This is a genomic window from Mesorhizobium sp. M0011 (assembly GCF_040324155.1).
GTDB lineage: Bacteria > Pseudomonadota > Alphaproteobacteria > Rhizobiales > Rhizobiaceae > Mesorhizobium.
The window spans coordinates 1-11884 of sequence record NZ_JAMYVQ010000009.1 but is presented as its reverse complement, the minus strand read 5'-3'; the positions used below and the strand labels follow the sequence as shown (position 1 = coordinate 11884).

Below are 11884 nucleotides of genomic sequence, written 5' to 3'. Positions count from 1 at the left end.
TTTCCCCAACAAGCTAGACCATCGCGTTCGTTCAGACGATGGTGTCGAAGAGCCGCAGGATGAACGATATCTGATAGATGAGCGCCGCCGTCACGAAGGCGATATGGAAGCGGCGGTCGCGCACCAGGATCGCGATGATGCAAAGCGCGACGAAGACCGGCGTGCGGAACAGGTACTCGCTGCCGAAGCGGGCGAAATGCTCCGGCCCCTTCAGCAGCGTGTCGACCACGTCGAGCATATAGGTCGCCGCCAGCAGGCCGAAGAACCACGCCCGGCGCGAATAGAAGAAATCCTCGTAGCTGGTGTAGTCCAGCATCGAATCGGGAAACAAAAGCGCGCACAGCAGGAACAGCGTGATCGCGTAGAAGATGATGAACAAATATTTGCCGAAGGTCCAGGTTTCGATCGCGTAGAGGCCGAACTCCCACCACCAGAAATGCACCAGCATCAGGAGCACCGAGACGACCCAGGCCAGATGCACGGGATAGAGCTTGTATTGGCCGGGATGCTGGACGATCCGCGCCACCCCCGACAGCAGGCGGGCGACGCCAAGCCCGATCACCATGCCCATGACGATGCGGATATGCGGGAAGATGTCGTGGGCGGAAGCGATCTGCTGTTCCATCGGCGATCAACGAGGCTCCAGACGCAACGAGGCTAAGCAACGCATCGCGCTAGAAGGGACATTTCATTCGCGAACAAGCTGGTCCGACGACCACGGAGCGCCGGGGAAAAAATCCCGATCCAGCACGTCTCCAATCGGATAAGGGCAATCGGCCGGAAAATCCTTCTCGGGTAAGCCCGTCTCGTCAGCCGCTTTCAATCTTGCAAATTCGAACTCGCTAGCGAGTTGCTTGCGTGGATAGGCCTTCAGGCTCGGGCTTTCGTTGATCAACTTCTTAATCTGGTGCCGCTGTTCGCGGATCGTCAACAGCCAGCCTGTTTTGCGCCTCTCTGCCTGAAACTGCCATTTAAGCAGGTGTAGGAGCAAAGTACCCAATCTGCTCTCTATCTCTCGTTTGTCACTCCGCCCCAAACTCTCGATCTCCTCGGCAAGGTTCTCACGGTCGAGGTCGGACAGACGACCTTCGCGCAACAGCGCGCCCTGTTCGGCGCACCATTGAGCATAATCGGCCTCATAGGACGTCAATTGCTGTTTGCGAAAAATCTTGTTCATGCAGCTTATATTGCGCCAAAGGCGCCAGATTTCCAAGTTGGAAGCAGAGAATGCAGGTCGATCAAGGCCATCCAACGACACGTTCTCGATCTCGGTGTTGACAAACCGTGTACGGTTTTGTGTGGACAGCTGACAAAGTGCGTGCGCTTTTCCGGGCGCACGGGTGAGAAGCGCGTCTCCTCAGGCACATTTGACCAAATTCACGAGTCTCGGTCGACAGATTGGCATCAAAACAGAAAATACCTCTGCGCCATCGGCAGCACCGTCGCCGGTTCGCAGGTGAGCAATTCACCGTCGGCACGCACCTCATAGGTTTCCGGGTCGACCTCGACATGCGGCGTGGCGTCGTTGAGCACCATCGAATGCTTGCCGATGCCGCCGCGGGTGTTTTCGACGGCGACGAACTGCTTGTCGACGCCGAGCCTGCCGTGCAGGCCTGATTCGAGCGCGGCTTTCGAAACGAAGGTCACCGACGAGTTGGTCCTGGCCTTGCCATAGGCGCCGAACATCGGCCGGTAGTGCATTGGCTGCGGCGTCGGGATCGAGGCGTTGGGGTCGCCCATGGGTGCTGCGGCGATCATGCCGCCGATCAGCACCATGTCCGGCTTGACGCCGAAGAAGGCCGGGTTCCACAGCACCAGGTCGGCGCGTTTGCCCACCGCGATCGAGCCGATATCCCTGGACAGCCCATGCGCGATGGCCGGGTTGATCGTGTATTTGGCGATGTAGCGGCGGACGCGGAAATTGTCGTTGTTGCCGGTCTCCTGCGGCAGCGAGCCGCGCTGGCGCTTCATCTTGTCGGCGGTCTGCCAGGTGCGGATCGCCACTTCGCCGACGCGGCCCATGGCCTGGCTGTCCGACGAGATGATCGAGAAGGCACCGATATCGTGCAAAATGTCTTCGGCCGCGATGGTTTCCTTGCGGATGCGGCTTTCGGCAAAGGCGATGTCTTCGGGGATCGACGGCGACAGATGATGGCAGACCATCAGCATGTCGAGATGCTCGGCCAGAGTGTTGACCGTGTAGGGCCGCGTCGGGTTGGTCGAGGACGGGATGACGTTGGGCAGGCCGCAGACCTTGATGATGTCGGGCGCGTGGCCGCCGCCGGCGCCTTCTGTGTGGAAGGCATGGATGGTGCGGCCTTTGATGGCAGCGACCGTGTTCTCGACAAAGCCGGACTCGTTCAGCGTGTCGGTGTGGATCATCACCTGCACGTCGTAGTCGTCGGCGACCGACAGGCAGCAGTCTATCGCCGCCGGCGTCGTGCCCCAGTCCTCGTGCAGCTTCAGCGAGCAAGCGCCGCCCAGCACCATTTCCTCGAGGGCTGCGGGCAGCGAGGCATTGCCCTTGCCCGACAGGCCGATGTTCATCGGGAAGGCATCGAAGGACTGGATCATGCGGGCCATGTGCCATGGCCCCGGCGTACAGGTGGTGGCCAGCGTGCCGTGCGCCGGACCGGTGCCGCCGCCGAGCATGGTGGTGATGCCTGACATCAGCGCCTCTTCGATCTGCTGCGGGCAGATGAAGTGGATATGCGCATCGAAGCCGCCTGCGGTCAGGATCTTGCCCTCGCCGGCGATGATCTCGGTGCCGGGACCAATGATGATGGTGACGCCATCCTGCGTGTCCGGATTGCCGGCCTTGCCGATGGCCGTGATGCGCCCGTCCCTGAGGCCGATGTCGGCCTTGAAGATGCCTGCGCTGGCATCGATCACCAGCGCGTTGGTGATCACGGTATCGACGGCGCCTTGCGCCCTGGAAACCTGGCTCTGGCCCATGCCGTCGCGGATCACCTTGCCGCCGCCGAATTTCACCTCTTCGCCATGGATGGTGAGATCCTTCTCGACCTCGATGAACAGTTCGGTGTCGGCAAGGCGCACTCTGTCGCCGACCGTCGGGCCATACATCTGCGCATAGGCGGCGCGGGTAATTCTGGCCATCAGCGATTGCTCCTGAAATGCGGTTTGCCGAAATGCGGTGGGATTGAAGCGCGGCTGCACATTGCTGCCATCCTATGGTCACGCAATGACCCGCTGGGCGACACCTTCTGATCCCATTTGGCGGTTGAGGTTAGGGGGTCACCCCAGACCGACCGTTTGCCAATCGATGGAAAGGAAAATCCATGCGCAAAACAATAATTCTTGCCGCTGCTGCCAGCCTGATGCTGGCGGGCGCCGCGGGTGCCCAGCAGCAACCCGCGCCACAGCCCGCTCCGGCGCCGGCAACGCCTGCTCCAGCCACGCCCCAGGCTCAGCCTGCGGTGCCGACGATCCAGAGCGTCAACATCGTCGACATCACCGAGCTGCCGAAGGACACCCAGACGCAGGTCAACCAGGTGATCGCCCAGCGTGGCGATGACGGCCTGAAGAAACTGCGCAGCTCGATCGACGCCACGCCCAAGGTGAAGTCGGCGCTGGAAGCCAAGGGGCTCAGTTCGGCGCAAGTCGTCGCCGCCAGCATGGAACCCAATGGCGCACTGACCCTGATCACCAAGAAGGCGAGCTGACGAGACGGCACGGCGGGCCGGCATCCGGCCTGCCGGCCGCATCGGGAAAGGAACCTTCGCCGGGCGGGATTCGTTTTGTTCTTTTCGCGCTAACCCGCGCCCCGAAACGACTTCTCTCAGGAGCGAGCGATGGCGATCACTTCTTTCTCGACCAGAATGCAGGCAGTCGCCGCCACGGCGTTCCTGGCGGCGGCAGGTTCTGTTGCCGGTTTGAAAGCGCAAGGGCTGGAAAGCACGGAGACCGTCAACCGCATCGTCGGCTCGCAGGTCAAGCAGGAAGAGGCCAAGGCCACCGCCGAAGCCCGCAGCGTCAACACGGCGATCGACCGCACGCGTGAAAACATCGGTACGGTGCGCAAGACGTCCAAGCTCGACAAGGTCGACATCGTGTTCCTCACCGACGCCGCGCGCAGCGAAGGCGGCCCGCCGCCGGAGATCGAAAGCAAGGTCAAGCAGCATCAAGACGACATCACGGAGCTGCGCAAGGAGATCGAGGCCAACGCGCTGCTGTTCAACGCCATCGAATCGCGGCGCGTGCAGGCGCAGGATGTCCTCGCCGTTGAATTCGACAATCCCGGAAAGATCGTCATCTACGCCGCGGCCAAGCCATCGAACTGAGCTGAGCGCGCCGGGAGATCTCACAGCTTGCCCATCACCTTCTGCTGAAATCCGTAGACCTCGCGCTTGCCGCCGAGCGGCACCAGCGTCACGTCGCGCTCTTGCCCTGGCTCGAAGCGCATGGCCGTGCCCGCGGCAATGTCGAGACGCATGCCCCTGGCACGCTCGCGGTCGAATTTCAGCCCCTCATTGGTCTCGAAGAAATGGTAGTGGCTGCCGACCTGGATCGGCCGGTCGCCGCTGTTGGCGACTTTCAGGGTGACGGTCGGCAGGCCCTTGTTGAGCTCGATGTCGCCGTCCACCGTGATGATCTCACCGGGGATCATGGTCACCCTCACACGATGCCGAAGGCGAGGCCGATGCCGATCGCCGCGCAGGCGGCACCGGCAGTACGGGCCAAGCCGCGGAACCGGATGCCGAGACCGAGACCGGCGGCGATGCCGGTGGCATGCAGCAACAGCGTGGCGATGGCAAAGCCGGCCATGTATTCAAGCCCGCCGGCATTCTCCGGCACCTCGGTGCCATGCGCGTGGCCGTGGAACAGCGCGAACAGGCCGATGATGGCGACGCCGGCCGAGACCGGCAGATCGACCGCCAGCGCCACCAGCAGCCCGAGCGCCACGATTGAGGCCAGTATGCCGGGTTCGACGAAGGGCAGCGGCATATGCAAAATGCCCAGCGCGCCGCCGACCAGCATGACACCGACAAAGGCCGCCGGCCAGGCAAGAACCGCCTTGCCGCCCTTGATCGCTGCCCACAGTCCGACCGCGATCATCACCGTCATGTGATCGAGCCCGGAAAGCGGGTGCATGAAGCCGGCCGTGAAGGAGGAGGCCGTGCCGATGCCGACATGGGCATAGGCCGGCATGGCAGCGGCCAGCAGCAGGATCGCCGACAGGGAGAGGCGTTTGGCAGGGATCATTCTATTGCCTTTCGTTTTGCTCGGTCTGGTGTTTACGCCGCCTTGCGGGGGCCGCAGCCTTCGGCCTTGAGAACGCGTTTACTCGACGCCGGGTATTTCTTCAGCATCGCTGCCGGGCGGATCGGCCGCGCCGAAAAACCACCACCGCAATTGGGGCAGATGCCGCCCAACACCTGTTCCACGCATCCGGCGCAAAAGGTGCACTCGAAGGTGCAGATCAGCGCATCCGTCGCCTCGGGCGGCAGGTCCTTGTCGCAGCATTCGCAGTTGGGACGCAGCTCCAGCATCCTGTCCTCCTCAACGGATCGGTTCGTGCACGGTCACCAGCTTGGTGCCGTCGGGAAAAGTCGCCTCGACCTGCACGTCATGGATCATCTCGGCGATGCCTTCCATGACTTGCGCGCGGCTGACGACATGAGCGCCGGCTTCCATCAGTTCGGCGACCGGACGGCCGTCGCGGGCGCCTTCGACGACGAAGTCGGTGATCAGCGCGATCGCTTCTGGATGGTTGAGCTTGACGCCGCGTTCGAGCCGCTTGCGCGCCACGATCGCCGCCATGGCGATCAGCAGCTTGTCCTTTTCCCTCGGCGTCAGGTTCATGCGTTTCCCTGGATTGGTAGAGACAGGCCTATAGTGACCATAATTTGGGCAACCCCGCCCTTCCGTTGAGCAATTCGACGAGTGGAACCAGCCGCTGGCGCAGCCGGTAGCCGTCCCCGGCGTAGAGCCTCGCAAGAAGCTTGCCAGATTTCTTCACGCACCAGGCGCTGGCGCTGCCTTGGTCGCCGACGATCTCCAGAACCTGGTCGAGCAGGGCCTCGGCGCGCGGCGACACCAGAAGCAGCGTCGCCACCGCGATCGCGCCGCCGGCAACGGCCGGGCGGTCGAGCCTGGCGGCGATATCGGGTCCGATGCGGAAATCCTCGGCATGAATGAGGGCGCCATCCTGGCGCACGCGCCAGCGGTCATGGAAGTTGCCCTGCGTGGCGCGCTCGCCCATAGCCAGGCGACCGAAGACGGCGGCTTCCAGCACCAGCGCCTCGGCGCCGACGGCAAGCTCGACGTCGAGCGTGCGGGCAAAGGCCGCCCGGTCGAAGACGATGGTTTCCTGCGGCAGCCAGGCGATGCGGCCGTTTTCCCCGACCGACAAATTGACCCGCACTTCGGCACGGTCGGATGCCGCCCGGTAGATCTTCTCGCAGGCCTGCGTGGTGATCGATGCCGAAGCGGCCGCGCCGACATCCACGTCCCAGGCGATACGGTCGCCGCCGGTCATCCCGCCGGCGGTGTTGATCAGCACCGCTTCGAGCGGATCGGCCGAGACGGCCGGCATTCTTATCTTGGCGGCGCCGTCCTGATAGAGGCGCCGCAGGCGCGTGCGGCCCTCACGGAGCGCGCAGGAAAGCCGCGCGACGCCCGCAACGCGCTGCGTCGAAATCCCGCCATGTTCGCCCATATCCATGCCTGCACGTTAAGCACTCCGGCGGCTTTGTCGATATGGAGTTCGATATAGCTTGTTGCTTGACAACGTTTCGGTTTCTATAGAGGGAACCACCTTGGTACGGTCATGCTGCGCTTGGCGGGGGTATTAAACGACGACGGCGGCTTGATACCAGGAGAAAAAGGGGCGCTGCTCAGTTGGCGTCGGGAAACGTCGAGATAGTGGGGAAGGAACCGAATGGCCGACCAGCTGGCAACGGATATCATCGCGAAGATCAAGGCTCATGCCGAGCCGGGCGGCGAAGAAATCACCACCACCACCGAATTGACCTCGCTTGGCATCCATTCGCTCGAGCTGACGGAGATTATCTTCGATCTTGAGGAAGAGTATGGCATCGAGATCGAGATGAACACGGTCGACGCCTGGAGCAATCTGAAGAATGTCGGCGACATGGTCGAAGCTGTGCGCGCGCTGATCGCGAAAAAAGCCTGAACTGAATGCGGCAGCGCGTTGTCATCACCGGCATGGGCGGCATTTGCGGGCTCGGCACCAGCGCGCCCGCGATCTGGAACGAGATGCGCGCCGGCCGCTCGGCCATCGGCCAGATCACAAGTCCCCAACTGCATGATTTGAAGGTCAAGGTCGGCTGCGAAATCAAGGCGCTTCCCGATCACGGCATCGACCGCAAGCAGACCGTGTCGATGGACCGCTTCAGCCTGCTGGCGACGATCGCAGCCAGGGAAGCCATGCAGCAGGCCGGCCTGACTTCGAATGAAGCCACCACCTATCGGATGGGCACCGTCGTCGGCGTCGGCGTCTGCGGCTGGGAGGCGATCGAAGAGAGCTATCGTGCCATCCTGGTCGAGGGCAAGAACCGCGCCGGTATCTTCACCGTGCCAAAGGTTATGCCAAGCGCGGCCTCCGGCCACGTCAGCATGAGTCTGGGCCTGCGCGGCCCGGTCTTCGGTGTCACCTCGGCCTGCTCCTCATCCAACCACGCCATCGCCTCGGCCGTCGACCAGATCAGGCTTGGCCGCGCCGACGTGATGGTCGCCGGCGGCACCGATGCGCCGCTGGTCTGGGGCATCCTGAAGGGCTGGGAAGCATTGCGCGTGCTGGCGCCCGACACCTGCCGGCCATTCTCGGCCGACCGCCAGGGACTGTCGCTCGGCGAGGGCGCCGGCATGGCGGTCCTGGAGACGTATGAGCATGCCATGGCGCGCGGCGCCACCATCCTTGCCGAGGTCGCCGGCGCCGGCCTCTCCGCCGACGCCTCCGACATTGTCGCTCCGACCGTCGAAGGGCCGACGGCGGCCATGCGCGCCTGCCTAGCCGATGCCGGCTTCAATCCCGAGGATGTCGACTACCTCAATGCCCATGGCACCGGCACCAAGGCCAACGACCAGATCGAGACGGCAGCGATCAAGCGCGTCTTCGGCGACCATGCCTACAAGCTTTCGGTGTCGTCGACCAAGTCGATGCACGCCCATTGCCTGGGCGCATCGGGTGCGCTGGAGATGATCGCCTGCGTGATGGCGATCCGCGAAGGCATCGTGCCGCCGACGGCCAATTTTCGTGAGGCCGATCCCGATTGCGACCTCGACGTCACGCCGAATGTGCCGCGCGAGCGCAAGGTGCGCGCCGCGATCAGCAACGGCTTCGCGTTCGGCGGCACCAATGCCGTGCTGGCCTTCAAGGCCGTCTGAACGCAAAGGCCGGGCGCGCGATCTGCCCCAAGCAGGCCGTTCCGTTGACTGTTCGCGCGCAACGAAACCCTTGCACGCCATTGATCGTGCCGTGCGCCGCGTCTAATCCTTGGCCGACCCGCCAAAACCGCGCCGCTTGGCGCGAATCCTCATTCAGGAGTTTCCATGGCCGACCTGTCCGCCTTTCCGATCGCAACGCGTTGGCCGGCCAAGCGTCCGGATCAGCTCCAGCTCTATTCGGCGACAACGCCGAACGGCGTGAAGATTTCGATCGCCCTGGAGGAACTCGGCCTGCCTTACGAGCCGCATTGGGTCAACATCGGCCAGAACGAAAGCTGGACACCGGAATTCCTGTCGCTCAACCCCAACGGCAAGATACCGGCGATCATCGATCCGAACGGTCCGGACGGCAAGCCGATCGGCCTGTTCGAATCCGGCGCCATCCTGCTCTACCTCGCTGAAAAGACCGGCCTGCTCATGCCCATCGATGCTGCGCGCCGCTACGAGACCATCCAGTGGGTGTTCTTCCAGATGGCCTCGGTCGGGCCGATGTTCGGCCAGGTCGGCTTCTTCCACAAATTCGCCGGTCGCGAGATCGCCGACAAACGCCCTCTGGAGCGCTATCGTGACGAGTCAAAGCGACTGCTCGGCGTGCTCGACGGCCGGCTGAAGGGGCGCAAGTGGATCATGGGCAATGACTACACCATCGCCGACATCTCGCTGCTCGGCTGGGTGCGCAACCTGATCGGCTTCTACGAAGCCCGCGAACTCGTCGGCTTTGACGATTTCGTCAATGTCTCGCCATGGCTGGAGCGCGGCCTGGCGCGGCCGGCGGTGCAGAAAGGCCTGACCATCCCCGCCAAGGGATAGCCGAACCAGCCTCCGAAGCGCGGCTATTTTGCCTTCGCTTTGGCTTTCGAACCGCCTTTGCCCATGACGGAAGCAGCGAGCGACGCAGCACCTCGGGCGGCGACCATGACCGCGCCGGCAGCGACGTTGGCCGTCGCCTTGGCCGTGCGCATCGCGCTGCCGCTCACGGAGTCGCTGGAGCTTGCGGGCTTCTTCGGCTTTGCGGCTTTCGGCGCGGCTTTCGCTGCGGTCGGCACCACTTTCTTCGGCGCTGCCTTGCCGAAGGCCGGCTTGGCGTCCTTCGAACGGGCTGTCATCGCCGGGCCGGCGCCGGCCTTGGATTGGGTCGCCTTGCCCTTGGCGGGCGCGGGCTTTCTTGCCTTGATTGCCAGTGGACCGAATCCCTCTTTTGGCATAATTGCCGTGTCGGGATAACGGCCTGAAAGTCTTAAGGTTCCCCTTGCGCAATCCGTCGAATCAAGCGGAAAGGCCGATCACCAGATCGGCAGCCCGGCGCCGCGCGAGCACGCGTTCGATGTTGGGCAGGTCGTTGGACGCGATCCAGGCGCGCGCATCTTCGTCGGAGCGGCCATGTCCGTGCCAGCGCTCCATCAGGCGGCGCTCGAGTTCGTTGCGCGGCACGTCGACGAAGATCGAGAAATCGAACAGCGCCGCCAGCCGCGACCACGGCTCTTCGTCGAGCAGCAGGTAATTGCCCTCGACCAGGATGAACTTGGTTTCCGTGGCGACGATCGAGGCGGCGGCGCGCGACAGCTCCATGCTGCGGTCGAAGACCGGGATGGCGATATCGGCTTCGCCGGCCCGGATACGCTTCAGCAAGGTTTCGAAACCGGCAAAGTCAAAGGTTTCCGGCGCACCCTTTCGGGTGCGCAAGCCGCGCCGCTCGAGCACGGCGTCGTCATAGTGGAAGCCATCCATCGGCACGACTTCCGAAGCACCTTCGGGCAGCAGTTCATGCAGCCGCGCCGACAGCGTCGACTTGCCGGAGCCTGGTGGCCCGGCAATGGCCACGATGAAGCGGTTTGCCTTGCCGGCACGCTTGAAGATGGTGGCGGCGAGATGGGCGATTTCGGACATGAGAGCCTCTCTGGCAGGAGCTTGAAATCCACCATGTTCCGCATGATGATTTCGGCCACATCTTGGCGGCAGTTCACGGAAATTTCAAACCCTGCGGCCGCGCAATCCCATCAAGCGGGCGCAGGCTGGCCAATGCGCAGGAAATCGCTGTCGAAGGGAACCTCCCGCGTCGCGCCACCCGTCACCAGTCGTATGCGGCCATCCGCCGTCGTGATCGCCTGTGGCGGCTCGCCGCCGGCCAGCGGAATGGCGCCGATGACATGGCGAAAGGACACGCTTTGGCCTTCGCCCAGTGCAAAGGCGGTCGCGACCCCTTCGCGCTTCAGCCAGTTGTCGCCGATCGAGGCGGCATGGCCGACGGCGGCGCGGCCATCCTCGATGCCGAGCACGCCCAGGTGGCGACCGCTCCAGGGCGCGTAGTCGCGCCCGCCATTACTGAGCCACAGCATGGTGATCGGCAGTTCGGCCGGGTTCTTCAGCACCAGCACCAGATCGTCTTCGGCCTCTCGTGCAAGCGCGGTCCAGCCCGGCCCGCCATGATCCGCCTCGACCAGCGTGAGGAAATCCTCGCGGCGGTCGTCCATGCGGTATTCCGTCAGGTCGAGCGTACCGCCGCCGGCGGCGGGGAATTGGCTGAGATCGGCGGATCGTGCCGGATAGGCCAGCAGGAAGCGGCCGCGCGCGGGATCCGGCTCCAGCGGGTCGTCCAGCGTCGCCGCAAACCGCTTCGGCGAAAAGGCCAGCCTGCCGCCGCCCGTCATCGCCGTCATCGGGTGATGCGCGACCGAGATGGCACCATGGCCGCCGGAAAACGCATGCTCCTGGTAGAGGAAGGGATGGCCGTCGCGCAGCGTCAGGATCTTGTCGACGCTGGCACCCATCACCTTGTGCCGCAGGCGGTAGACCGCGCGCCAGCCATCATCCGTCGCGGCACTTTCGGCGATGTCCCAGGCGCTGTTGGCCGGCCAGCCATGCAGCGGCGCTTCCTCGACATCGCTGCGCGAAAACGGCGCGCAGAGAAAATCGCCGGACAGCCGAACCGTACCTTCCGGCAAATTGTCCGGCAGCGTCTCATTCGCATCAACCCAGGGCGCGCGGTGCAGCGGCTTCAACTGCCGTCCGCCACCCTCGACGACCATGCCGGCGATATGGCCGACCGTGAGGTCGAGCGAAACCGAAATGCCTCGGGCCTTGATGGTCTGGATGGTCATCGCGCTCTCACCGATTCTGCAGGCGCAAACTGGCCTGTTCGGCGGCACTTGCGCAAGCACCGCGACAGGCATTTTGCATCAGTTCTCACCCTCCCACATCGCATATGGATTCTTTCGAAGAGGACCCCCACCCTAACCCTCCCCACAAGGGGGAGGGAACGCTGTCGCGTGCCTGAATTGTTCTTTCTTTGGCGCCGAAAAGACAGGCGACTAGCCTGGGTCGGCGCCAACGGAAGTCTCCCTCCCCCTTGTGGGGCCCGTTGCGTTATTAAGTTATAGGGGCAAGGAGGGAGGGTCAGGCCAATGTGGGGTGCCTTGCGGCTCGGGTTTGAGGCCGGATTGGCTGGGGTTTGACG

General features: G+C 63.7%; 16 protein-coding genes. 5 read left to right on the top strand and 11 right to left on the bottom strand.

Annotated features, from left to right (window positions below):
• Nucleotides 1–31: 31 nt before the first annotated feature.
• The 3 genes from NKK51_RS12535 to ureC all read right to left on the bottom strand — a co-directional run bounded on the left by NKK51_RS12535 (nt 32) and on the right by ureC (nt 3117).
• A complete protein-coding gene (locus tag NKK51_RS12535; RefSeq protein ID WP_352553090.1) occupies nt 32–625 on the bottom strand; it encodes a hypothetical protein in 594 nt (197 codons plus the stop codon).
• A gap of 63 nt (nt 626–688) precedes the next feature.
• A complete protein-coding gene (locus tag NKK51_RS12530; protein WP_352553088.1) occupies nt 689–1177 on the bottom strand; it encodes a DUF29 domain-containing protein in 489 nt (162 codons plus the stop codon).
• A gap of 227 nt (nt 1178–1404) precedes the next feature.
• On the bottom strand, nt 1405–3117 hold the full coding sequence (ureC, locus tag NKK51_RS12525) for an urease subunit alpha (RefSeq protein ID WP_128304227.1): 1713 nt from the start codon (nt 3115–3117) through the stop codon (nt 1405–1407).
• Between the two features lie 182 nt (nt 3118–3299).
• On the opposite strand from ureC, the gene NKK51_RS12520 reads away from it, so the two are divergent.
• Together NKK51_RS12520 and NKK51_RS12515 are read left to right on the top strand one after the other, a co-directional pair.
• On the top strand, nt 3300–3683 hold the full coding sequence (locus NKK51_RS12520; RefSeq protein WP_352440556.1) for a hypothetical protein: 384 nt from the start codon (nt 3300–3302) through the stop codon (nt 3681–3683).
• Between the two features lie 129 nt (nt 3684–3812).
• Nucleotides 3813–4301 carry a hypothetical protein gene (locus tag NKK51_RS12515; protein WP_023810691.1) on the top strand — a complete coding sequence of 163 codons (489 nt, stop codon included), beginning with the start codon at nt 3813–3815 and terminating at the stop codon, nt 4299–4301.
• 20 nt (nt 4302–4321) lie between these two features.
• Here the strand turns inward: NKK51_RS12515 and NKK51_RS12510 are convergent, their stop codons facing one another.
• Genes NKK51_RS12510 through NKK51_RS12490 form a run of 5 tightly spaced genes read right to left on the bottom strand, consistent with a single transcriptional unit; the run spans nt 4322 to nt 6685 of the window.
• Nucleotides 4322–4627, bottom strand: coding sequence for an urease subunit beta (locus NKK51_RS12510; protein ID WP_352440554.1), 306 nt, complete (start codon nt 4625–4627; stop codon nt 4322–4324).
• A gap of 8 nt (nt 4628–4635) precedes the next feature.
• Nucleotides 4636–5223: a HupE/UreJ family protein gene (locus NKK51_RS12505; RefSeq protein ID WP_128304229.1), complete on the bottom strand. Its 588-nt coding sequence runs from the start codon at nt 5221–5223 to the stop codon at nt 4636–4638.
• Between the two features lie 32 nt (nt 5224–5255).
• A complete protein-coding gene (locus NKK51_RS12500) occupies nt 5256–5510 on the bottom strand; it encodes a DUF1272 domain-containing protein (protein ID WP_027161066.1) in 255 nt (84 codons plus the stop codon).
• A 10-nt stretch (nt 5511–5520) separates the two neighbouring features.
• Nucleotides 5521–5823, bottom strand: a complete 303-nt coding sequence (locus tag NKK51_RS12495; protein ID WP_015314510.1) for an urease subunit gamma — start codon at nt 5821–5823, stop codon at nt 5521–5523.
• Nucleotides 5824–5851: 28 nt separating this feature from the next.
• Entirely contained in the window at nt 5852–6685 is an 834-nt protein-coding gene (locus NKK51_RS12490) for an urease accessory protein UreD (RefSeq protein WP_502897880.1), read from the bottom strand.
• 216 nt (nt 6686–6901) lie between these two features.
• Between NKK51_RS12490 and NKK51_RS12485 the strand changes: the two genes are divergently transcribed.
• The 3 genes from NKK51_RS12485 (at nt 6902) to NKK51_RS12475 (ending at nt 9240) form a co-directional block, all read left to right on the top strand.
• Entirely contained in the window at nt 6902–7156 is a 255-nt protein-coding gene (locus tag NKK51_RS12485; protein ID WP_013528393.1) for an acyl carrier protein, read from the top strand.
• A 5-nt stretch (nt 7157–7161) separates the two neighbouring features.
• On the top strand, nt 7162–8370 hold the full coding sequence (locus NKK51_RS12480) for a beta-ketoacyl-[acyl-carrier-protein] synthase family protein (protein WP_128304230.1): 1209 nt from the start codon (nt 7162–7164) through the stop codon (nt 8368–8370).
• Nucleotides 8371–8535: 165 nt separating this feature from the next.
• Complete coding sequence (locus tag NKK51_RS12475; RefSeq protein ID WP_352553086.1) at nt 8536–9240, top strand: glutathione S-transferase family protein; 705 nt, start codon at nt 8536–8538, stop codon at nt 9238–9240.
• Between the two features lie 23 nt (nt 9241–9263).
• Here NKK51_RS12475 and NKK51_RS12470 read toward each other — a convergent pair whose 3' ends face one another.
• The 3 genes from NKK51_RS12470 to NKK51_RS12460 form a co-directional block, all read right to left on the bottom strand.
• The gene (locus NKK51_RS12470; protein ID WP_352553299.1) at nt 9264–9611 is read right to left on the bottom strand and encodes a hypothetical protein; all 348 of its coding nucleotides are present in this window, start codon (nt 9609–9611) and stop codon (nt 9264–9266) included.
• Nucleotides 9612–9696: 85 nt separating this feature from the next.
• Nucleotides 9697–10317, bottom strand: a complete 621-nt coding sequence (locus NKK51_RS12465) for a nucleoside triphosphate hydrolase (protein WP_352553085.1) — start codon at nt 10315–10317, stop codon at nt 9697–9699.
• Between the two features lie 110 nt (nt 10318–10427).
• Nucleotides 10428–11528, bottom strand: coding sequence for a hypothetical protein (locus NKK51_RS12460; protein WP_352553083.1), 1101 nt, complete (start codon nt 11526–11528; stop codon nt 10428–10430).
• Nucleotides 11529–11884 lie beyond the last annotated feature (356 nt).